The 21,445-nt window shown below is 71.3% G+C and carries 19 protein-coding genes; 17 read left to right on the top strand and 2 right to left on the bottom strand.

Annotated elements, in window-relative coordinates:
• Window positions 1-229 precede the first annotated feature (229 nt).
• The 8 genes from ssd to AB0M80_RS12170 all read left to right on the top strand — a co-directional run bounded on the left by ssd (window position 230) and on the right by AB0M80_RS12170 (window position 6,945).
• Window positions 230-1,297, top strand: a complete 1,068-nt coding sequence (ssd, locus tag AB0M80_RS12205; protein WP_364562642.1) for a septum site-determining protein Ssd — start codon at window positions 230-232, stop codon at window positions 1,295-1,297.
• A gap of 563 nt (window positions 1,298-1,860) precedes the next feature.
• On the top strand, window positions 1,861-3,012 hold the full coding sequence (locus tag AB0M80_RS12200) for a TadA family conjugal transfer-associated ATPase (RefSeq protein WP_364562639.1): 1,152 nt from the start codon (window positions 1,861-1,863) through the stop codon (window positions 3,010-3,012).
• A 49-nt stretch (window positions 3,013-3,061) separates the two neighbouring features.
• Entirely contained in the window at window positions 3,062-3,820 is a 759-nt protein-coding gene (locus AB0M80_RS12195; RefSeq protein WP_364562637.1) for a type II secretion system protein, read from the top strand.
• Window positions 3,817-4,533 carry a type II secretion system F family protein gene (locus AB0M80_RS12190; protein ID WP_364562634.1) on the top strand — a complete coding sequence of 239 codons (717 nt, stop codon included), beginning with the start codon at window positions 3,817-3,819 and terminating at the stop codon, window positions 4,531-4,533. Before AB0M80_RS12195 ends, AB0M80_RS12190 begins: the two co-directional genes overlap by 4 nt.
• Before the next feature lie 29 nt (window positions 4,534-4,562).
• Window positions 4,563-4,739: a DUF4244 domain-containing protein gene (locus AB0M80_RS12185; RefSeq protein WP_364562632.1), complete on the top strand. Its 177-nt coding sequence runs from the start codon at window positions 4,563-4,565 to the stop codon at window positions 4,737-4,739.
• Window positions 4,740-4,759: 20 nt separating this feature from the next.
• The gene (locus AB0M80_RS12180; protein ID WP_364562629.1) at window positions 4,760-5,095 is read left to right on the top strand and encodes a TadE family type IV pilus minor pilin; all 336 of its coding nucleotides are present in this window, start codon (window positions 4,760-4,762) and stop codon (window positions 5,093-5,095) included.
• On the top strand, window positions 5,082-5,450 hold the full coding sequence (locus AB0M80_RS12175; RefSeq protein WP_364562626.1) for an Rv3654c family TadE-like protein: 369 nt from the start codon (window positions 5,082-5,084) through the stop codon (window positions 5,448-5,450). Before AB0M80_RS12180 ends, AB0M80_RS12175 begins: the two co-directional genes overlap by 14 nt.
• Before the next feature lie 877 nt (window positions 5,451-6,327).
• Window positions 6,328-6,945 carry a bifunctional DNA primase/polymerase gene (locus AB0M80_RS12170; protein WP_364562623.1) on the top strand — a complete coding sequence of 206 codons (618 nt, stop codon included), beginning with the start codon at window positions 6,328-6,330 and terminating at the stop codon, window positions 6,943-6,945.
• Between the two features lie 84 nt (window positions 6,946-7,029).
• Here the strand turns inward: AB0M80_RS12170 and AB0M80_RS12165 are convergent, their stop codons facing one another.
• On the bottom strand, window positions 7,030-9,450 hold the full coding sequence (locus tag AB0M80_RS12165) for a DEAD/DEAH box helicase (protein WP_364563641.1): 2,421 nt from the start codon (window positions 9,448-9,450) through the stop codon (window positions 7,030-7,032).
• A 348-nt stretch (window positions 9,451-9,798) separates the two neighbouring features.
• On the opposite strand from AB0M80_RS12165, the gene AB0M80_RS12160 reads away from it, so the two are divergent.
• The 3 genes from AB0M80_RS12160 (at window position 9,799) to AB0M80_RS12150 (ending at window position 13,523) form a co-directional block, all read left to right on the top strand.
• Window positions 9,799-12,063, top strand: a complete 2,265-nt coding sequence (locus AB0M80_RS12160) for a sodium-translocating pyrophosphatase (protein ID WP_364562620.1) — start codon at window positions 9,799-9,801, stop codon at window positions 12,061-12,063.
• Between the two features lie 167 nt (window positions 12,064-12,230).
• The gene (locus AB0M80_RS12155; RefSeq protein WP_364562617.1) at window positions 12,231-12,821 is read left to right on the top strand and encodes a hypothetical protein; all 591 of its coding nucleotides are present in this window, start codon (window positions 12,231-12,233) and stop codon (window positions 12,819-12,821) included.
• 51 nt (window positions 12,822-12,872) lie between these two features.
• Window positions 12,873-13,523 carry a hypothetical protein gene (locus tag AB0M80_RS12150; protein ID WP_364562614.1) on the top strand — a complete coding sequence of 217 codons (651 nt, stop codon included), beginning with the start codon at window positions 12,873-12,875 and terminating at the stop codon, window positions 13,521-13,523.
• Window positions 13,524-13,541: 18 nt separating this feature from the next.
• Here AB0M80_RS12150 and AB0M80_RS12145 read toward each other — a convergent pair whose 3' ends face one another.
• Entirely contained in the window at window positions 13,542-14,348 is an 807-nt protein-coding gene (locus tag AB0M80_RS12145) for a serine protease (protein ID WP_364562611.1), read from the bottom strand.
• A 305-nt stretch (window positions 14,349-14,653) separates the two neighbouring features.
• Between AB0M80_RS12145 and topA the strand changes: the two genes are divergently transcribed.
• From topA to AB0M80_RS12115, 6 genes are all read left to right on the top strand, one after another.
• Window positions 14,654-17,551, top strand: coding sequence for a type I DNA topoisomerase (gene topA, locus AB0M80_RS12140; RefSeq protein ID WP_364562608.1), 2,898 nt, complete (start codon window positions 14,654-14,656; stop codon window positions 17,549-17,551).
• Window positions 17,552-17,698: 147 nt separating this feature from the next.
• Complete coding sequence (locus AB0M80_RS12135; protein WP_364562606.1) at window positions 17,699-18,307, top strand: hypothetical protein; 609 nt, start codon at window positions 17,699-17,701, stop codon at window positions 18,305-18,307.
• Between the two features lie 86 nt (window positions 18,308-18,393).
• The gene (locus AB0M80_RS12130; protein WP_364562603.1) at window positions 18,394-19,191 is read left to right on the top strand and encodes an ESX secretion-associated protein EspG; all 798 of its coding nucleotides are present in this window, start codon (window positions 18,394-18,396) and stop codon (window positions 19,189-19,191) included.
• Complete coding sequence (locus AB0M80_RS12125; protein WP_364562601.1) at window positions 19,184-19,339, top strand: hypothetical protein; 156 nt, start codon at window positions 19,184-19,186, stop codon at window positions 19,337-19,339. Before AB0M80_RS12130 ends, AB0M80_RS12125 begins: the two co-directional genes overlap by 8 nt.
• A complete protein-coding gene (locus AB0M80_RS12120) occupies window positions 19,332-20,126 on the top strand; it encodes a hypothetical protein (protein WP_364562599.1) in 795 nt (264 codons plus the stop codon). Before AB0M80_RS12125 ends, AB0M80_RS12120 begins: the two co-directional genes overlap by 8 nt.
• A gap of 590 nt (window positions 20,127-20,716) precedes the next feature.
• Window positions 20,717-21,325 carry a hypothetical protein gene (locus AB0M80_RS12115; protein ID WP_364562597.1) on the top strand — a complete coding sequence of 203 codons (609 nt, stop codon included), beginning with the start codon at window positions 20,717-20,719 and terminating at the stop codon, window positions 21,323-21,325.
• Window positions 21,326-21,445: the final 120 nt, after the last annotated feature.

The raw sequence follows: 21,445 nt of genomic DNA, 5'->3' as shown, positions 1-21,445 counted from the left end.
GGAATCTTCGCGTGCGGATATCCGTACCCGTTTCCGCCGCAACTGCGGGCGCGCTCCTGCCACAGCCCACCGACGGAACCGGTCCCGGAGCGGGGCCACGAGCGCCAGTTGTCCACAACACCCCGGTTGTCCACAGCCGTCCGCCCGGCCCGTTGCGCCGCCCCACCCCCGCCCGCGACGGTGGAAGCCGGGCCACCCACGGCCCGCACCGACGACGGGGGAGGAACGCATGACGGGGGAACGACCGCTGGTGGTCGCCGCGGACGAAACCGTGCTCGACGAAATACTGCGCGTGGCTGCGATCGCGGGCTGCGAACTCGACCGGGCACCGGACCTGACCGCGGCGAGCGGGCACTGGGCTCGTGCGCCTCTGGTGATCCTCGACGAAGAAGCCGCGCGGCTGCCGCCCACGCTGCCCAGCCGTGGCGGAATCCTCCTGGTCTGCAAGGGCAGCCCGGGGCCGGCGACGTGGGAGCACGCGTTCCGCGTCGGCGTCGAGCGCGTGATCTCGTTGCCCGACGAGGAGTCGGAGCTCGCGTGCGCGTTCGCCGACATCGCCGAGACACCGGCGGAGGAACCCGGTCTGGTGCTCGGCGTGGTCGGCGGCCGGGGCGGCGCGGGCGCATCCGTGTTCGCCGCGGCCCTGGCACTGACGGCCGACCGCGACCCGGGCGGCGCCCTGCTGGTGGACTGCGATCCGCTCGGCGGTGGCCTCGATATGTTGCTCGGTTTGGAAAAGACGCCCGGACCACGCTGGCCGGACGTGCGGCTGAGCGGCCGCGTATCGGTGTCGTCGCTGGCCGCAACCCTTCCGCGGCGAAGGCACCGCGGCGGCAGCCTCCCCGTCCTCGCGTGCGGCTCCAAGGGCCAGGGCCCGTCGGTCGAGTCGCTGTCGGCGGTCCTTTCCGCTGGGCGCCGTTCGGGCCGCACAGTGGTGTGCGACCTCCCACGCAGTCTCGATGAGCCGGCCGAAGAGGTGGCCGTGAGGGCCGATCTGGTGGTGCTGGTGGTGCCGCTGGAAGTCCGCGCGTGCCAGGCGGCGAATCGGGTGCTGCCCCGGTTGTCGAAGCTGACGGCCCGCCTCGGCGTGGTCGTGTGTGGACGGTCGAAGAGCCCGGCCGTCCGGACGGCCACGCTTCTCGGCCCGCCGCTGCTGGCATCGATGCACCCGGAGCGCGGCCTGTGGACCGAGGTGGAGCGCGGCGAGTTCCCGGCCAAACCGAGGGGCCCGCTGATGACGGCGGCGTCGCAGGTCCTGACGGTGGCCCGCCGCGAAGCCCGGGCGGCCTCCCGATGACCGCATCCGCCCCCCTCCGCCCCTCGGGCGGCCCGACCAGAGTGGGCGAGCTCCTGCTGCCCACGCTCGTACTCCTGGTAAGCCGCGGCGAGGTAAGCGCGGCGAGCTTCTCGACGTTGCTGGAGTCCCCCGAACCACAGCCGAAGCCGCACTCGTGCCTGTCGCCGGGCACCCGCGTCACGGCCGCCCATTCCGAGCAAGGCAGGTGACCCCGTGACGGTCGATTTCGTGGACCGCGTCCGCAATCGCCTCGCCGGCGACTGCCGTCAGGTGGCCCCGGTTGCCGTGGCGGCGGTGCCATCGCAGCTGGAGAGGGGCGTGTGCTCGCCACCTGGCCCGGCGTCATCGCGCATCACAGCTGCCCATTCCGAGCAAGGCAGGTGACCCCGTGACGGTCGATTTCGTGGACCGCGTCCGCAATCGCCTCGCCGGCGACTGCCGTCAGGTGGCCCCGGTTGCCGTGGCGGCGGTGCCATCGCAGCTGGAGAGGGGCGTGTGCTCGCCACCTGGCCCGGCGTCATCGCGCATCACAGCTGCCCATTCCGAGCAAGGCAGGTGACCCCGTGACGGTCGATTTCGTGGACCGCGTCCGCAATCGCCTCGCCGGCGACCGCCGCCAGGCCGACCCGGTCGCCGTCGCGACCGCCGTCCGTGCCGAGGCGGGCGGCATCCTCGGCCACGACGCGGTGCTCGACGCAGCCCGCCAAGCCCGCGACGAGTTCGTCGGCGCCGGCCCGCTGGCCCCGCTCCTCGACGACCCGGCGACCACCGACGTGCTCGTCACCGGCCCGGACGAGGTCTGGACGGACGGCCCCGACGGCCTCGTCCGCACCGGCATCCGCTTCACCGGCGAAGAACCCGTCCGCCGGCTGGCCCAGCGCCTCGCCCTCGCGGCGGGCCGGCGTCTCGACGACGCGCAGCCCTATGTGGACGGCTGGCTGCCCGGCTCCGGCCCTCACGGCCGGATCCGCATGCACGCCGTCCTCCCGCCCATCGCGGCCGGCGGTACCTGCCTGTCCCTCCGCGTCCTGCGCCCGGCGACCCACGACCTCGCCGCTCTCGGCGAACTCGGCGCGTTCGACGAGAGCGGCGCGAAACTGCTCCGCACCGTCGTTTCGCGGCGGATGGCGTTCCTCGTCACCGGCGGCACGGGCGCGGGCAAGACCACGCTCCTGGCCGCAATGCTCGGCGCGGTCGACCCGGGCGAGCGGATCGTCTGCGTCGAGGACGCCGGCGAGCTGCAGCCCGCGCACCCGCAGTTCGTCGGCCTCGTCGCCCGTCCGGCCAATGTGGAGGGTGCGGGCGCGGTCGGTCTGCCCGAGCTCGTGCGCCAGGCGCTGCGCATGCGTCCCGACCGGCTGGTGGTGGGCGAGGTCCGCGGGGCCGAGGTCGGCGCACTGCTCACCGCGCTGAACACGGGCCACGACGGCGGCGCCTGCACCGTCCACGCCAACTCCCCGGCCGAGGTGCCCGCCCGGATCGAGGCACTGGCCGCGCTCGGCGGTCTCGGCCGCGACGCCGTGCACAGCCAGCTCGTCGCCGCGATCCGCGTGGTGTTGCACATGCGGCGCGAGCCGGGCGGCCGCCGGCGCCTCGCCGAGGTCGGCGTGCTCCGCGCCGAACACGGCCGTGCCCGGGTCGTGCCGGTGTGGCGCGCGGGCCGGTGGACGGTCGACCGGCACCTCTTCGCGACGTCGGGGGCGATCGCGTGCTGAGCATCTCGTTGCGGCTGAACGTTTTCCCGCGCGAGCGGAGGAGGCAGCGATGATCACCCCGTGGTTCCCGCTGTGCGTGGGCGCCGCCCTGGCGTGCTGGCCTGCCGCGCCGAACCGGCTCCAGGCCGCGATCGAGTCACCGGTGACCGTACGGATCCCCGAGGTGTGGCGCGTAGTCCGCTGGTTGCTCCCCGCCGTGCTCGCCGGATTGCTCGCGGGAGCCGGCGGCATGATTGCCGCCGGCGTGCTGACCCTGGCGTGGCTCCAGGAGTGGCGAGCCCACCGCCGAGCCACCGCCGACCTGGCGATGGCCGCGCACACCGCGACCGCGTTGCGGACGATGGTGGCCGAGCTCCGATCCGGCGCCCACCCGGTCACGGCGGCGGAAGCCGCCGCGGACGCCGTCCCGGCCGTGGCGGCCGACCTCCGCGCCTTGGCGACGGCGGTCCGGCTCGACACCGAATTGCACGCACCAGCCCTGCCACACCTGGCCACGGCCTGGACGTTGGGCAAGCGCCACGGCCTCCCGATGGCCGACGTCCTCGACGCGGCCCGCCGCGACGCCGAAGCCGCCCTGACCTTCGGCCGCCGGATGCGCGCCAAGCTGGCCGGCCCACGGGCGAGCGCGGCGGTGCTCACCGGACTCCCGGTGCTGTGCGTGCTGCTCGGACAGGTCATGGGTGCGGCTCCGCTGCCCGTGCTGATGGGCAGCACACCGGGACAGGTGCTGCTGGTCGCCGGGTGCGTCCTGCTCTGGGCGGGGACGGCCTGGTGCCGGGCCCTGACCGGACGGGTGCGGATCCGGTGACCGCGGTCGCACTCCTGCTCTTCGCGGCGGCGTTGCTCAGCTGGCCGGACGACGTCTTCGCGCGGCGCTTCGACCGGCTGGCCGACGGCCCGGAGCCCGTCCGCACGAGGCACCGCGCGCTACCGCAGGTCGCGGCGACAGTGGGCGGCGTCTCGACGGCAGTGCTGGTCGGCGGGGTTGCCGGGGTGGTGGTGGGCGCGATCGTGACGGCGACCGGGTGGTGGGCGGTCCACCGCACCCGCCGTCCGCGGCCACCGGTCATGGACATCGCCGCCAAACTGCGGCTGGCGGGAACGCTCGACCTCCTCGCCGCCTGCCTGCACGCCGGGCTGCCCGTTCCTTCGGCTCTGGACGTCGTGGCCGGCACCGCACCCGCCGCGGCAAGGACGGCTTTGAGCTCGACGGCCGGCTTGCTCGCCCTCGGCTCCCGGCCCGACGAAGCCTGGGCGCCGGTGCGGGCCGTCCCGGGCCTCGGCGAGCTGGCGGGCGCGGCGATCCGGACCTCCCGTTCGGGCGCGGCGTTCGCCACAGTGGCCGGCGACCTCGCCGGACGCTTCCGCGACGAGCTGGCCACCGAAGCCGAAGAACGCGCGGAGCGGGCCGGGGTGGCGCTCGCCCTGCCGGTCGGCCTGTGTTTCTTGCCCGCCTTCTTCTGCCTGGGCGTGCTGCCGGTCGTCCTCGGCCTCGCCGGACGGCTCAGCCCGCTCTTCTGACCACGGACATGTACTGAAGGGACCCCCCCATGCGCGCGTTCCACCGCCGGCCCCGCTCGGACGACGGTTCCACGACGGTCGAGTACGCCATCGTCACCGTCGCTGTCGCGGCCTTCGCCGCCGTCCTCTACACCCTGCTCACCGGGGACTCGGTCGTCTCGTGGCTGACCAGCCTGGTCATGAAGGCCTTGTCGGTGCCGTCATGAGACCCCGGGACGAAGGCTCGGTGACCGTCGAAGCAGCGCTCGGCTTGGCGGGCCTGACGGTGGTGTCGGTCCTGCTCGTCGCGGGCCTCACGGTGCTGGCGAGCCAGCTGCGCTGCACGGACGCGGCCCGCGAGGCGGCGCGGCTGCTGGCCAGGGGCCAGCCCGAAGAAGCAGCAGCCGCGGTCCACCAGATCGCCCCACCGGGCGCGAACCTGGCGTTCGAGCACAACGGCGACACGATCACGGTGAAGGTGACGGCCCATCCGGCCGCCGACCTCCTCCCGGCCATCCACCTCGACGGAACGGCCTACGCGGTGGTCGAGCCGGACACGGAGGTGACGAATGCCCGAGGTTGAGGGGACCGGCCCGGACAGCGGAGTGGCCACAATCTGGACGGCAACGGCGGTAGCGGCACTGACGGGCGTGGCCCTGCTCGCCTTCTGGCTGGGAGCGGAAGTCATCGCCCGCCACCAAGCGGAGTCGGCGGCCGACCTGGGTGCCCTGGCGGCGGCCTCGCACGCGAGCGAAGGCCCAGCCCCGGCCTGCGAACGCGCGAGGTGGGTGGCGGACCGGATGGGAGTGACGCTCCTGACCTGCCGGTGGCAGCAACTCGACGCCCTGGTCGAAGTCGAGGCCCGAGGCCCTGCGTTCGCCGGCCTACCGCGCCCATCCGCCCACGCCCGCGCCGGACCCACAGGCGAACCACCGTGACCAGCCACGGCTGCGCACGCGGAATTAGGCGGTCGGCAGCCTCGACTCGCCATGCGCCCCGGGCCGTAACCGGCCACGGCTGCGCACGCGGAATTAGGCGGTCGGCAGCCTCGACTCGCCATGCGCCCCGGACCGTGGCCAGCCACGGCTGCGCACGCGGAATTAGGCCGACGGCAGCCTCGGCTGGCCACGCGCCCCGGACCGTGACCGGCCACGGTTGCGCACGCGGAATCATGCCGACGGCAGTCTCGGCTGGCCACACGCCCCGGACCATGGCTGACCACAGCCGCAGGTGCCTATCTCGCCAAGGGGCCCCCACCCATCGCGGGCTGCGCAGCTGGGCCCACCCAGCCGACCAGCCGCCGCCCGCACCCTCTCGGCGTCGCCGGTACCCGGCCGTCCACCTGGAGCCCACCGCAACCGCTCACCCGAGGCACGCCCCATCGACCCGCTCCCCTCACCGCCTGCCGGACGCCGACCGGTCGGTATGCGGCGATGACCGGCTGATCCGTCCCGCCGGGCGATGAGCGGCTGATTGTCACGGGCAGCGGTCGTTGGTGCACGGCGAGCGGTCGAATCGGCTGCTCACCTGGGCCGAAGCGGGGCACCGAGCCCGCCGACCGGGTGTCCGGAAGCCGGCGGTACCTGGGGTTTCTCGCGACGAACGGTCCGTGTGTGGTCACCGTTCACCGTCGATCCGCGCCGGGGCGTTCGGTCGGGCCGTAGGAATCACTGGGCGTTCATCGCCTCGTAACCACCGGTTGTCGCGCGGGGGTTCCGGGCAATGTGCAACTTGCCGTTAAGTGAGATGTGCGACACCACGACCGGGTTTAACCGGGTCGCGGAGAACCGGAACATGAAGGCAGGCAGGAAGACAATGTTGGACGCGAATTGGCCGGACAGCTGGCGGAGCGCCTTCCGCATCGAACTGCGGGCGGAGGCGATCGGTCTCGCCTGGCGCGGCTGGCCGGTGCTCCCGGGCGTCAACCCCGCTCCGCTCACCGACGGCGACGACCTCACCTGGCGCCGTCCGGTTCCGGCCAGTGACGCCTGGCGCGAGCAGCTCGGTACCCACGCCCACGAGGTCGCGAACTGGTTCTCCGACCGCACCCACAGCCTGCTCGTCGCCACCGGCACCGTGCTCGACGCCATCGAGGTCGACGACGAACTCGGCAAGCGCGCCTGCCGCCTCCTGCGTGCCCTCGGCCACCCCGCGCCCATCATCGCGCTGCCGAACGGCCGCTGGCTCTTCCTCACCACCGTCGCCGACCACGTTCCGGCCGAGCTGGCCGCCCGCGCCGCCATCCAGTGGCACGGCAAGGACAGCTACATCCCGCTGCCGCCGTCGCCGTTCCAGCACGGTGTCGTGCACTGGCGCGTCAAGCCCGAGGTGTGCGGCTGGCAGCTGCCGGACGCCGCCGAGGTGCACGACGTCCTCGTGCGGGCCCTGGCCGGCGAGCGCTCCCCGCAGCTGGTCCAGACCACCGCGGCCTGAACCACCCGAGCCACCGCCGACGGCCGGTCCCAGCCCGGCCGAGGCGGAGCAGGACACAACTCCATGAGCCACCAAGTGGCCGTTCTAGGCGCCGTGTTGACGCAACGCCCCGAGCACGGTGTCCAGGACAGCCACTGCCCCCGCCTTGTCCAGCGGATCGTTGCCGTTCCCGCACTTCGGCGACTGGACGCAGGACGGGCATCCCGTCGGGCACTCGCAGGAGATGATCGCCTCCCGCGTTGCGGCCAGCCACGGGACAATCGCGGCATAACCGCGTTCGGCAAATCCCGCACCCCCGGGATGGCCGTCATGCACGAACACCGTCGCCTCCCCGGTGTCTTCGTGCCACGCGGTACTCACCCCGCCGATGTCCCACCGGTCGCACGTAGCGAACAGCGGTAGCAGGCCGATCGCCGCGTGCTCGGCGGCATGCAGGGCACCGGGGACCCGTGCCGGAACCAATCCGGCACCCCCCGGTGCCCTGCCACCCTCGTGAGCGGGCCCCCGACCGCTCGCCTGGGTCTCCTCCCCGGTCCCCGCCGGCCCCGCAGCTTCGGTCCCCACCCGATGGCCCCCGGTCCCCGCCTCGCCATCGGACGAAGAACGGGCATCGCCGAGCAGTTCGGCCGAGACCGTGTACCAGACCGCGCGTGTGCGCAGGCTCTGCTCAGGCAGGTCGAGCGGCGTGTGGTCCAGCACCTCCCCGGACGGTCGCCGTCGCAGGTAGCCGACCACCTGCGACGTCACAGCCACCTCGCCCAGGCAGACGCTCACCCCGCCGAAGTCCTGTTTCTCCTGGGTGCTCAGCACCGAGATGTCCACGACCTCGCGCGGTGTCGTCGTCCAGTCCGGGTTCTCCGCGTGCACCAGCGCCAGCCCGGTTTCCAGGTCCAGCTCGTCGACGACGTACGACGACCCCTGGTGCAGGTACACCGCGCCGGGGTGCACGGCGAAGCAGGCCGAGCCCGGGTCGACCGTGCCGAGCATCCGGCCGGAGTCCGCCTCGACCACCGCGATCTGCTCCCCGCCGGTCCCGCGGATCCCGACTTCGGCGTGCGGCCGGTCTCGCGAAGTCCAGTACCAGCCGCTCGACCGGCGCCGCAGCAGCTTCTGGTCCGCCAGCTCGGCCAGCACTTCCCGGGCCGCCGAGCCGCCGAACATCTCGAGCTCGGGGACGGTCAGCGGCAGCTCGGCCACGGCGCACGCGAGCTGCGGCGCCAGCACGTACGGGTTCGCGGGGTCCAGCACCGCCGTCTCCACCGGCCGTTCGAGCAGCGCCGCCGGGTGGTGCACCAGGTAGGTGTCGAGCGGATCGTCCCGCGCGACGAACACCACCAGCGCCGAATCACCCGAACGGCCCGCCCGCCCGGCCTGCTGCCAGAACGAAGCGAGCGTGCCGGGATAGCCGGCCAGCACCACCGCGTCCAGCCCCGCGATGTCGACGCCCAGTTCCAGGGCGTTGGTCGTCGCGACGCCCAACAGACGCCCCGACAGCAACGCCGCCTCGAGCGCGCGACGCTCCTCGGGAAGGTAGCCGGACCTATACGCCGCAACGGTTTCCGCCAGCGCGGGGTCCACTTCGGACAAGATGCGACGCGCACCCAGCGCGGCCAGCTCCGCGCCCCGCCGCGACCGGATGAAGGCCAGTGAGCGCGCGCCCTCGACGACGAGGTCGGCGAGGATCCGCGACGTCTCCGCGCCGGCCGAACGGCGAACCGGTGCGCCGTTCTCCCCGGTCAGTTCCTCCAGCAGCGGCGGCTCCCACAACGCGACCGTCCGGGCCCCGCGCGGCGACGCGTCCTCCGTCACCGCCTCACACGGAACGCCCGTCAACCGCGACGCGAACGAGGCCGGCGAAGCCGTCGTTGCCGAAGCGAGCACGAAGACCGGCGAAGCGCCGTAGTGCTCGGCTACCCGCCGGAGCCGGCGGAGCAGCAGGGCGACGTGCGAGCCGAAGACGCCGCGATAGCTGTGGCACTCGTCGACCACCACGCAGCTGAGCTGCCGGAAGAACCTCGCCCACCGCCCGTGCGCGGAGAGGATCCCGCGGTGCAGCATGTCCGGGTTGGTGAACACCCAGTTCGCGTGCGCGCGCACCCAGTCGCGCTCCGCCATCGGCGTGTCCCCGTCGAACGACGCCGCCCGCACCCCGGGCACGTCCAAAGAGGACACGGCACGCAACTGGTCCGCGCCCAGCGCCTTCGTCGGCGACAGGTACAGCGCGTTCGCCTTCTCGCCCGCGGCGAGCCGGGACAGCACCGGCAGCTGGTAGGCGAGCGACTTGCCCGAGGCCGTCCCGGTCGAAATGACGACGTGGCGGCCCTCGTATGCGTGCGAAGCCGCCTCGGCCTGGTGCGCCCAAGGCGCGGAGACACCGCAGTCACGCAGCGCAGCGACAACCGCCGGATCCACCCACGATGGCCACTCTGCGTAGCGCGCGGCGCGGCCCGGCAGGTCCGCGACGTGCGTGACCGGGTTCTCGCGCGACGGGATGCCGGCGGTCACCCGCCTCAGCAGCCGCTGCCCACGTGAATCGTCCACCCGTCAAGGTTGGCACAGGGGTCCGACAGTTCCGGCATCCCAGCTGCGGCAACGGATCGGCGTAAGAGTGATCGTTCAAGTGAGGAGGCTCACAAGGTAACGGAATGTACCGTCCCCGGGACGGCGTGAAGACGCTGGTTGCGATACCAATACACTCCCGCAATCCACACCCTCTGTGGTGAGCGTCATGTGAGACGTGCATTGCTGCCCGGCTAGCGTGTCGCTCGGTACAGGGTCCATGCCAGCGTCGGCCGTGTCGAACCCTCGGCTTGCCGTCGACGCTGGCGCACGGCGACGTCTCCTGGAGGACGAATGTCACGGCAGTTCCTCGCGGAGGGCGGCGGAAAAATCGCCCTCTCCGGAGGTGGCTACACGATTGTCGGTGTAGTCGCCGTGGTCGCGCTTGCCGCACTCGTCATCGGCTACGTCTTGCTCAAGGAGGTGCTGGCCGCAGGCCAGGGCACCGCCAAGATGCAGGACATCGCCAAGGCGGTGCAGGAAGGCGCGGCCGCGTACCTCAAGCGGCAACGGAACACCCTCGCCATTTTCGGCGTGATCGTGTTCCTCCTGCTCTTCATCCTTCCCGCGGACGACTGGAACGAGAAGATCGGCCGATCGATCTTCTTCCTGGTCGGCGCGGGATTCTCGTTCGCGATCGGCTACCTCGGCATGTGGCTGGCGACGCAGGCGAACCTGCGCGTCGCCGCCGCGTCGCGTGAGGAGGGCGGCCGCGAGACGGCGATGCGCATCGCGTTCCGCACCGGTGGCGTCGTCGGCATGATCACCGTCGGCCTCGGCCTGTTCGGTGCCGCGGTCGTCGTGCTGGTCTACACCGGCCAGGCGCCCAAGGTGCTGGAGGGCTTCGGCTTCGGCGCCGCGCTGATCGCGATGTTCATGCGTGTCGGCGGCGGTATCTTCACCAAGGCCGCCGACGTCGGCGCGGACCTGGTCGGCAAGGTCGAGCAGGGCATCCCGGAGGACGACCCCCGCAACGCCGCGACCATCGCGGACAACGTGGGCGACAACGTCGGTGACTGCGCCGGCATGGCCGCGGACCTCTTCGAGTCCTACGCCGTCATGCTGGTCGCCGCGCTGATCCTGGGCAGCACCGCCTTCGGCGTGCACGGCCTGATCTTCCCGCTGATCGTGCCGGCCATCGGCGTGATCACGGCGGTGATCGGTGTCTACATCACGAAGGCGCGCGCCGGCGAGGGCGGTCTGGTCACGATCAACCGGTCCTTCTACATCTCCGCGGTCATCTCCGCGGTGCTGTCGGCGATCGCGGCGTTCGTGTACCTGCCGAGCAGCTTCTCCGAATTCGGTGCGGGCTTCGAGAACTCGGGCAACCCGGCGGTCATCGCGACCGTCGCGGTGATCATCGGCATCGTCCTCGCGGCGATCATCCTGAAGCTGACGGGTTACTACACCGGCACCGAGTACAAGCCGGTCAAGGACGTCGGCAACACGTCGGAAACCGGTGCGGCGACGGTCATCCTGTCCGGCATCTCGATCGGTTTCGAGTCCGCTGTGTACACCGCCCTCGTCATCGGCGCGGCCGTGTTCGGCGCGTACCTGCTGGGCGGCGGCGTCGCGCTGTTCGCCGTGGCGCTGGCCGGTACCGGTCTGCTGACCACCGTCGGCGTCATCGTCGCGATGGACACCTTCGGCCCGGTCTCGGACAACGCGCAGGGCATCGCCGAGATGTCGGGTGACGTCGACGAGAAGGCCGCGCAGATCCTCACCGAGCTCGACGCGGTCGGCAACACCACGAAGGCGATCACCAAGGGCATCGCGATCGCCACGGCGGTCCTCGCCGCGACGGCGTTGTTCGGTTCCTACTCGGACGCGATCACGAAGGCGATCGGCACGGGCGGCGAATTCGTCGCCAACATCGTGGGTCCGGCGACCCTGGTCGGCGTGATCGTCGGCGCGGCGGTCGTCTTCATGTTCTCCGGCCTCGCGGTCAACGCGGTGTCCCGGGCCGCCGGCGCGGTCGTCTACGAAGTGCGCCGCCAGTTCCGCGACATCCCCGGGATCATGGAAGGCACCACCCGGCCCGAGTACGGCAAGGTCGTCGACATCGTCACGCGCGACTCCCTGCGTGAGCTGACGACGCCGGGTCTGCTGGCGGTCTTCGCCCCGATCGCCGTCGGCTTCGGTTTGGGCACCAGCGCGCTCGCCGGCTACCTGGCCGGTGCGATCGCCTGCGGCACCCTGATGGCGATCTTCCTCGCCAACTCCGGTGGCGCGTGGGACAACGCCAAGAAGCTGGTCGAAGACGGCAACCACGGCGGCAAGGGCTCGTCCGCGCACGAGGCCACCATCATCGGTGACACCGTGGGTGACCCGTTCAAGGACACCGCCGGGCCGGCCATCAACCCGCTGATCAAGGTGATGAACCTGGTTTCTGTGCTGATCGCGCCCGCCATCGTGCAGCTCACGGTCGGCGACAGCGCCAACAACGCGGTCCGCATCATCATCTCGCTGGTCGCGGTCGCCGTGATCGTGACGGCGGTCGTGGTGTCGAAGCGGCGGGGGACGGTCCTGACGGACACCCCGACGGAGATCAAGGCCTGAGGTCCCGGCTCCAGGTGACCCCGGGCCCGGTGCGCAGCGACGCGTGCCGGGCCCGGGGCTTGCCCGGGTCCGGTCAGGCCATCCCAGAAAGGTCCGGCGACTTGCGAAGCGGCACCGAGTCGGTACCGTCTGGGCTGCCGGGACGCCGTCGGGCAGGAGGTACGCGGGTGCGGCAGCGGTTCCCCGTTTTCGCCGCTCTGACCACGACGATCGCCATCGGCCTCGGCGGGTGCGGCCAGCCGCTCGCGGTGCAGTCGCCGCCGCGGGACCAGGATCTGTCGGTGACGACTGTGGTGCCCCAGGCGGATCCTGCGGCCAGGTGGGCCGACAGCTACTGCGACGCGGTGACGCATCTGGTCCGCACGCTCGCGGCGCTGCCCGCCGTCGATCCGAGCACACCGCAGCAGGCGTCCCGGACGTCCGGTGACCTGCTTTCGTCGGTGATCGGCGGGCTCGACGAGAGCCTGGCCGGGCTGAACGCGCTCGGTGTGCCGCCGGTGCCGTCGGCGGACGGCGGCCGCAAGGACGTCATCGGGCAGTTCACCGAAATCCGCGCACAGGCGGAGAACGCGCGCCGCCGCATCGAGGCGGCCCGCGGCAACGCGACGGCAACGAAGGAAGCTCTCGGCGAGGCCAGGGCGACACTCGACCGCATCGACGCGCTCGACTACCTCAAGGGCCTCGAGGATGTCCCGGCGTTGGCAGCGGCGGAACAGCGTGCACCGGCTTGCCGCCGGCTGGCTCAGCCTGCCGGCTGAACCTCGTCGCAAGAGTACCCGCTGATCGAACTTGTGTTCTAGTATAGCGCGGTGGATCGGACGATCTCGCTCTTTTCCGCCGAGGCCAGCGGGCCGGGCCTGGGCGACCTGGCCGGCCTGTTGTGCTGCCACGGCCAGATCACCGGCTTCGGACGCACCGCCGCCCGGCTGTCGGTGGTCGTCGAGGAGCCATGGCGGGCGCACGTGCTGGTGCGTGAATTTCGCTGCCGCGGCGCCGACGCCCAGGTGTCGAAGGCCGACTGCGGCCGTCCGCAGGTGCGCACGTCGTTCCGGGTCGACCTGCTCCCGTTGGCGCTGCGGTGGCTGCGTGAGGGCTGCGCGGGCCCGGCCGATGACGACTCGGGCAAAGCGGTGCCGCACGACTTTCGGCTGAGTGGCGCGATGCTGCGGATGTGGGCGCTGGCCGGCGGCCGTCCGGGCACGCAGGGTTACCTGCTGGGCGTCGATCCGCTCGCCCCGAGCATGCACGAGCGGCTCGTCGAGGCGCTGACGCCGTTGGGCGTCGCGGCGAAGCTGACCGGCCCGAAGGTCGAGGTCCCGGCGGTCAAGGTGACCGGGAAACGCCGGTTGGAGGCCCTGCTGGAACTGATCGGGGAGCCGCCACCGGGTGCCGAAGCCGCGTGGCCGGGCGCGGCGCCGCAACCGGTTCCGCACCCGGAGGCCGTGACGAGCACGGCCTGACCGGGTGCGGGTTCCGGGTCAGGGCCGGGGCAGCGTGCAGCCGGCCTGGGTGAGCGCGATTTCGTTGGCGGCAGTGAGGCAGGCGGGGATTCCGTAGGTCTCCTGGCCGTAGTTGATGCCCTCGCGGACGGTGACGTTGCCGGCCTGGTCGACCTCGCACGGGTTGTTGTCCGTGCAGCGTCCGCCGTCCTCGTTGCCGGTGTTGTTCACGCCGACGACCTTGCCGCCGGAGATGATCGGCGAGCCGGAGGTGCCGCCGATGGTCTGGCAGGCGGAGGTGTAGCGGATCGAGTCCTTCCAGGTCCAGCTGCCCTCCTTCAACCGGTAGACGAAGCCGTCGACGTTGCAGGAGTAGATGCGCTTCCAGTAACCGGAAACCACGTCGATCGCCGCGCCGGCCGACGGGTGGGCGTTGGACAGCTCGAGCGGCGAGATCCCGTAGTTCGCCTTGATCTGCGCATAGGTGGTGGTGAGCTGGTAGAGCGACACGTCGGTGTCGGTCATCGTGCCGTAGACGATCTTCTTGGCCCGGAGCGTGGCCTTGTTGCTGCCGCTGGCGGTGAGCAGCGTGAACGTGCGACTGGAGGCGCGGTTGGTGATCACCTGGCCCGGTGCCGGGAAGCCGGTCTCCAGGCAGTGGCCGTTGGACATGACGAGTGCGGGCGCGGTGTCGGGCGTCGCGGCCGGCTTGACCACCGACCCCGAGCAGTTGGACAGGGCCACGGTGCCGGCGAAGTTCGCGGCGGCCGCGTTCGCCGGAGTGACTCCCAGCAATACTGTGGCGGTCACGGCGGTGAACAGGGCGCCGAGCAGGCGTCGGGTCATGGCAGGTCCTTTCGGCTGGACGGGGAAACCAGTGAAGCGGTCACCTCCCCGCACCCACCACCGTCGAACGGAGGGTATCCGGACGGTCACGCGCTAGGCTGCGCGGGACGTGGCGGAAATCACGTGGCAGGTACGTTGGGGAAACATCGTCGAGGTCAGCGGCGATGCGGTGGGCACAGGACCGGCGGCGTGTTGGGCCACCTCCGCGCCGTCCGGCCCGGAACAGCGTGCACACTGGCAGGTCGAGACGCGGGCCCGAGCCCCACGGGGCAGGGCCTGGTGCAGTCCCGCGGTGGCGGGACGAGATGAGCGGAGAGCAGGACAGCGTGGCAGGAGCACGGACCAAGAAGAACGGAGCCTCGGCGGACAACAGCGCCGGGCACCGGCGACTGGTGATCGTCGAGTCGCCGACCAAGGCCCGCAAGATCGCGCCCTATCTGGGCAGCGGTTATGTCGTCGAGTCCTCCGTCGGGCACATCCGCGACCTGCCGCGCGGTGCCGCCGACGTGCCCGCCCAGTACAAGGGCGAGGCCTGGGCGCGGCTCGGCGTCGACGTCGACAACGGCTTCAAAGCCCTCTACGTGGTCACCCCGGACAAGAAGTCCAAGGTCACCGAGCTCAAGAGCCTGCTGAAGGACGTCGACGAGCTCTACCTCGCCACGGACCCCGACCGCGAGGGCGAAGCCATCGCGTGGCACCTCCTCGAGACGCTGAAGCCGAAGGTTCCGGTCCGCCGGATGGTCTTCCACGAGGTCACCGAGGCGGCCATCCGCGCGGCCGCCGAATCGACCCGTGAGCTGGACGTCGACCTGGTCGACGCCCAGGAGACCCGCCGCATCCTCGACCGCCTCTACGGCTACGAGGTCTCGCCGGTGCTGTGGAAGAAGGTCATGCCGAAGCTTTCGGCGGGCCGCGTGCAGTCGGTGGCGACCCGGATCGTGGTCGAGCGGGAACGCGAGCGGATGCGCTTCACCTCGGCGTCGTACTGGGACATCTCGGCGACCATGGAAACAAGCGCAGTCGCGGGTGCTTCGGAGGACACAGCTTCGCCGCGGAACTTCCCGGCGCGGCTCGTCGCCGTCGACGGCGCGCGCCTGGCCACCGGCCGCGACTTCGGCTCGGACGGGCAGCTCAAGACGTCGAACAACGAAGTCCGCGTGCTCGCCGAGGCCGACGCACGACGGCTGGCCGAAGCGCTGAAGCAGCGTGACTTCAAGGTCGCGAGCGTCGAAGAGAAGCCGTACACGCGGAAGCCGTACGCGCCCTTCATGACCTCGACGCTGCAGCAGGAGGCGGGCCGCAAGATGCGGTTCACCTCGGAGCGCACGATGCGGATCGCGCAGAAGCTCTACGAAAACGGCTACATCACTTATATGCGTACCGACTCCACGACGCTGTCGGAGTCGGCGATCTCGGCCGCGCGCAGCCAGGCCACGCAGCTGTACGGCAAGGAGTACGTCTCGCCGTCGCCGCGCCAGTACACCCGCAAGGTCAAGAACGCGCAGGAAGCGCACGAGGCGATCCGCCCGTCGGGTGAGGTCTTCCGCACGCCGGGCCAGGTCGCGAGCGAGCTCGACACCGACGAGTACCGGCTCTACGAAATGATCTGGCAGCGCACGATCGCGTCGCAGATGGCGGACGCCAAGGGCACCACGATGTCCGTGCGCATCGTCGGCAACGCGACTTCCGGCGAGGAATGCACCTTCGCCGCTTCGGGCCGCACGATCACCTTCGCGGGCTTCCTGAAGGCGTACGTCGAGGCGGTCGACACCGAGACCGGTGGCGAAGCCGACGACAAGCAGAGCCGCCTGCCGGTGCTGGAGAAGGGGCAGGGCCTCACCGCGGCCGAGCTGAGCCCGGACGGCCACAACACGTCGCCGCCGGCCCGGTATTCGGAGCCGAGCCTGGTCAGCAAGCTGGAAGAGCTGGGCATCGGCCGCCCGTCGACGTACGCGTCCATCATCAAGACCATCCAGGACCGCGGCTATGTGTGGAAAAAGGGCTCCGCACTCGTTCCCTCGTGGGTGGCGTTCGCCGTGATCGGGCTGATGGAACGGCACTTCGAGCGGCTCGTCGACTACGACTTCACCGCCGGCATGGAGGACGAGCTCGACCGCATCGCCAACGGCGAGGAGCAGCGCGGGCAGTGGCTGTCGAAGTTCTACTTCGGCGGCGACATGGGCGTCGACGGCTCGATCGGCCGCCTGGGCGGGCTGAAGAAGCTGGTCGAGGGCAGTGTCGAGGACATCGACGCGCGGGAGATCAACTCGATCCCGTTGTTCAGCGACGAGAACGGGCACACCGTCGTGGTCCGCGTCGGCCGTTACGGGCCGTACCTGGAGCGCGAGGTCGACGGGAACTCGCAGCGCGCGAACCTGCCCGAGGACCTGCCGCCGGACGAGCTCACGCAGGAGATCGCCGAGAAGCTGTTCGCGACCCCGCAGGAGGGCCGCACGCTGGGCACCGACCCGGTGAGCGGGCACGAGATCGTCGCGAAGGAAGGCCGCTTCGGGCCGTACGTGACCGAGGTGCTGCCGGAGATCGAGATCCCCGAGGACGCCACGGCCGCGCAGAAGAAGTCCGCGAAGGCCAAGGCGCCGAAGCCGCGTACGGGCTCCCTGTTCAAGTCGATGGACATCGAGACCATCACGCTGGAAGACGCGCTGAAGCTGCTTTCGCTGCCGCGCGTGGTCGGCAAGGACCCGGAGTCCGGGGACGAGATCACGGCGCAGAACGGGCGTTACGGGCCGTACCTGAAGAAGGGCACGGACTCGCGTTCGCTCTCGACCGAGGACCAGCTCTTTTCGATCACCCTCGAAGAAGCGCTGAAGATCTACGCGGAGCCGAAGCAGCGTGGGCGGTCCGCGACGGCGAAGCCGCCGCTGAAGGAGCTCGGCGAGGACCCGGTGTCGAAGAAGCCGATGGTGGTCAAGGACGGCCGGTTCGGTCCGTACGTGACCGACGGCGAGTACAACGCGACGCTGCGGAAGGGCGACGAAATCGAGTCGCTGACCGTGGAACGGGCGTCCGAGCTGCTGGCGGAGAAGCGGGCCAAGGGCCCGGCGCCGAAGCGGAAGGCGCCGGCGCGCAAGCCGGCTTCGACGACGGCGAAGACGGTCAAGGCGGGCACGACCAAGAAGACGACCGCCGCGAAGACGACCGCGGCCAAGCGCTCCAGCTCGACCGCGACGAAGGCCAAGTAGCTTCTCCAGACGTCCGTGAATGCCACCTTGAGGGATTTAGCGTCCCTCAAGGTGGTATTCACGGCATCTGGCTTGTGGCCACACCTTCGGGTGACACCTCGAACGGATGTTCGGGAAATTGTCGGTGGTTCCGTGTCTGATGGATGCGTGACCAAGACACCACGCACCGTGCACGCGGTGACCACCAAGATCCTGAAGCCGGTCCGGGCGGCGGCCGCCGGCAGTTCCACCGCCATGGACCTGGTCGAATCACTCCCCGGCTTCACCGGGAGCGGCGGCGTTTGCGGCGTGGCCGTCGCGATGTCCGACGAGCCGTGGACCTCGGCGTTCTTCGACGACCGGACGAGGTTCGGCATCGCCGGGGACGGCCTGCGCCTGTCCGGGCCTTCGCCGGGCTCGGTCGCGGAGCTTCTCAAGCTGGCCTTCACGCGCTTGCCATCCGCTCCGCCGTCGCCGGGTACCGGGCTGTACCTCGACGCCGACGAGCGTGGCGTGCTCGAGCCCGAGCAGGAGTGCCTCGTCCTCGACCTGATGGACGATTTGCGGCGGACCCGGCTCGGCACTGTCCAGATCGACATCGCTCGCGACGGCGAGCGGTCGCCGTGGGAGATGCTGGCGTTCGTCGACGACGACCGCGGCCGCCACCTGGCGGCGCTGGGCAGACGCCAGGGCGGCCATCGCCGGCTCTGGTGGCTGCCCGGAAGCGTGGACCGGCTCGCGGAGTTCGTCGAGGGACGGGTGCCGGACCATGTCTGAGCCGCGCGCCGACCGCTCACCGAACGATGTCACCCGCTCGAACACATGTGCGAGAAATTGTCGGTGCCAGGGTGTTCAATCTAAGGGTGAGCAACACAGTCGCCGTCTTCGACGTCATCGACGAGGTCATCGCCCCGCTGTCGGCCGAGGTGCCGGAGCGGCCCTCGGTGATGGAGTTCTACGACCCCGAGTTCGAGATCCCGCCGGTGCTGGCGGACACCGGACCGCTGCCGGGGCGTCGCTCCTCGCCGCCGGTCGAGCAGAGCCTCGCGGACGAGGTCGAGCAGTACACGCGGTTCGTCGCCGGGATGGCCGCGATCGGCCTCGCGCCGGGTGGCGAGGTCACCGCGGAAGCCGTCGGGCTGTACCGGGCGCTGCGCGGTGGCTTCATCCGCGGCGTCGTCACCGGGGTCTTCCCGGCCCGTGACAAGCCGTGGGAGGTGCGGTTCTTCGGCGACGAGGACTACACCACGGTCCTGCACAAGCTGGGCAACCGCGCGCGGCTGCGGTCCGGGTTCCTCAGCGAGCTGCCGGGCTGGGTGTTCGACGGGCTGCCCGACCGGCCGCCGGGGCCGGGGGAGCACCTGCGCATCGAGACCGACGAGCGCGGGCTGATCCCACGCCGGTGCGAGCGGGCGGTCGAGCTGATCCGGGAGTGCGCGGCGCGGCCGCGGCTGGGCACGGTGCTGGTCGACCTCGCGGTGCGCAACGCGATCTTGGCCGAATACCCGCACGGCGCGTTCGGGCTGGTGGACAACGACCTCGGCCGGTACCAGTTCAGCGCCGCGGTGGGCCGGAACGGGCGCTGGACGGTCACGTGGGGCCCGGCGTCGCGGAGCACGGCCGAGCAGTGGATCGTCGAGGCGGTGCAGAGCCATGCCTGAGCACGTGACCCGGGAGGCGGCGGAGCCGGCGCGGATGGGCCTCACGGTGCGCGACGCGATCCTCGCCGCGGCCGAACTGATCAGCGATGTGCCGATACCGCGGCGTCCGGCGGCAGCCGAGCCGGAGGCGGCGCGACGCCATGGCTGAGCGCACGGCGGCGCGGGAGCTGCTCGAGCTGGCCGCCGGCCCGGTGCTGGCGGCGATGCCGGACCGCGAGCCGGTCGACCGGCTGTACAACCCGGACGTCAGCGACGACGACATCCTGGTGCACGGTCCGGTGTCGGACGACCCGGCGGACCTGGTGGCCGAGGTCGAGCGGCACGTGGCGTGGGCCGCCTGGATCGACGGCACGCCGTTCGGCGAGAAGGGCGAGCTCAACGATGTCGGCTTCGAGGTGGTGTCGCTGATGCTGCGCGGTTCGGTCCGGGCAGCGTTGTGCGGTGTGTTCGACGAAGGGCCGGAGACCGCGGACATCCGGTGCTACGCCGACGGCGAGCGGGCGTTCATGATGGGCGCGCTGCCCGGCCGCACGGCGATCCACCTGGCCGACTTCGAGGAACTGCCGGAGATGCTGGTGGCCGAGCTGCCGGACGCTCCGTTCGGCGCCTCGCCCCGCGCGATCTGGGTGTCGGTGGACGACGACGGCCTGGTCTACGACGGCCAGGACGACGACGTGGGCGCGATGCGCGAGCTCCTGGCCCGCCCGCGGTCGGGCACGGCGGTGCTGGACATGCTGGCGTTCGGCGGCCTGTGCGCGGAGTTCCCCGACCACGGCTTCGTCCTGGTCGACACGGACCTGGGCCGCTTCGCCCTGGCGGCCCTGGACCGCGGAGACGGTCGCCGCCAGCTGGTCTTGAGCCCCTTCAGCCGCGGGATGCTCCGCGACTGGTGCCGGAAGATGATCGACCTCGGACAGGAGGAGGTGCCTGAGTAGAAGGAGCTCGCGGATACACGGAACTTGGCCGCGGTGTCGGTGAGTCGGTGTCGGGATGTTGGGGCCGAGTCCGGTCTGGGGACGCCTCCGCCGCCCGCGCCGCGCCTCACGCAGGCATGCTCGGGCGCGCGGCATTCGGCTAGTGGCGCCTTGCACCGGCGCTCCCGGCGGAGGGGCTTGGCGTGTGCGCCCGCATCGGCCTGCTCGGCGCCGGCCGGCCCGACCGGGCGCGGCCAGGTCACCCAGGCCAGCCTGGCCCCAGGCCGCCGGCGCCAAAGCCCGCCGCCGGCCGCCCCTTGCAAGCCTCCAGTGCGCCCCATGGGTAAGCCGAGCGCCGGCCGTCACACTGGCCACCCACGGCCAGTCACTGGCCGGGCGGCATCCACCGTCACTGTGACAGGTGTCACTACAATCTGTCACCATCGGCGGTCGACCCGGCCACCGGTGGGCTGGACACTGCAGGGGGTTCGGGTGCGGGCTTGCGCTGCGTGACGGACCATCCACTGGAGACAGAGCCATTGGGCGGATGCGTTATCCGCCAGCGTCGCTACCCTGGGAAGGCGAGGACATTCAGTAGTGAGGTGGTCACCATGAGCGCGAACGGTGAGGCTCCCTTCTTCAGTGCCCCCGAGCTCACTCAGCGCGACGGCACTCTGTCCGAAGCACCCGGCGAGATGTTCGCGGATCCGGTCTCCGGGCTGGTCACCGCGGCGCCCGAGCCACGAACCGGCGTCCCGAATGGCCAGGAGCACTTCCCCGTGGCCGGCCCGGTCAGGCCCGATGAGGAAGCCGTGCGCCGGATGGTCGAGGAGACGCTCCGCGAGGAAACGGGAACCGGGGTCAAGCCTGCGGAGCCAGTGCCGCCCGCGGGCACCTTGGGTGAGAACGGCGAACAGCCGCTGGGGTTGCTGCCCCGGCAGCGGAACCGGCGGCGCACCTGGCCGACCCGGCCGCCCCAGCTGATGCGGCCCGTCCGGCAGGATCCACTGCCCGAGGACGACGTCGACGACGTCGATCTGGTGCCCGTCAAACGGCGGCGGCTGCCGAGGGTGCCGTCGATGTCGATGCCGGCGTTCAACCGGCCGTCGTCGAGTGCGGCCGGGGTCATGCTTGCCGTGGTCCTGCTGATCGTGTTCGGTTTCGTCGCCATCGAGATGGTGTCCAGCCTGGTCAGCAGCGTGACCGCACTGTTCGACTAGCGTCCGTTCGCTGTTCCCCGCCTGCCCCGCACCACGGGGCCGTGCCGCGCGCCAGGGGCCGATCGGGCTACCCTGGCTTCACGGTCGGGCGACCTCACGGGGGCGCCCGGCGCCGCGGTG

Source organism: Amycolatopsis sp. NPDC051045, assembly GCF_040682955.1.
Classification (GTDB): Bacteria; Actinomycetota; Actinomycetes; order Mycobacteriales; family Pseudonocardiaceae; genus Amycolatopsis.
This window is presented reverse-complemented; position numbering and strand designations above follow the sequence as displayed.

Bases quoted from the DNA above. Each gene is read 5' to 3' on its own strand.
- AB0M80_RS12145 (WP_364562611.1), bottom strand. From the start codon at position 14,348: ATGACCCGACGCCTGCTCGGCGCCCTGTTCACCGCCGTGACCGCCACA.
- AB0M80_RS12115 (WP_364562597.1), top strand. From the start codon at position 20,717: ATGAGCGCGAACGGTGAGGCTCCCTTCTTCAGTGCCCCCGAGCTCACT.
- AB0M80_RS12160 (WP_364562620.1), top strand. From the start codon at position 9,799: ATGTCACGGCAGTTCCTCGCGGAGGGCGGCGGAAAAATCGCCCTCTCC.
- AB0M80_RS12125 (WP_364562601.1), top strand. From the start codon at position 19,184: ATGCCTGAGCACGTGACCCGGGAGGCGGCGGAGCCGGCGCGGATGGGC.
- AB0M80_RS12175 (WP_364562626.1), top strand. From the start codon at position 5,082: ATGCCCGAGGTTGAGGGGACCGGCCCGGACAGCGGAGTGGCCACAATC.
- AB0M80_RS12195 (WP_364562637.1), top strand. From the start codon at position 3,062: ATGATCACCCCGTGGTTCCCGCTGTGCGTGGGCGCCGCCCTGGCGTGC.
- AB0M80_RS12170 (WP_364562623.1), top strand. From the start codon at position 6,328: ATGTTGGACGCGAATTGGCCGGACAGCTGGCGGAGCGCCTTCCGCATC.
- ssd (WP_364562642.1), top strand. From the start codon at position 230: ATGACGGGGGAACGACCGCTGGTGGTCGCCGCGGACGAAACCGTGCTC.
- AB0M80_RS12120 (WP_364562599.1), top strand. From the start codon at position 19,332: ATGGCTGAGCGCACGGCGGCGCGGGAGCTGCTCGAGCTGGCCGCCGGC.
- AB0M80_RS12185 (WP_364562632.1), top strand. From the start codon at position 4,563: ATGCGCGCGTTCCACCGCCGGCCCCGCTCGGACGACGGTTCCACGACG.
- topA (WP_364562608.1), top strand. From the start codon at position 14,654: ATGAGCGGAGAGCAGGACAGCGTGGCAGGAGCACGGACCAAGAAGAAC.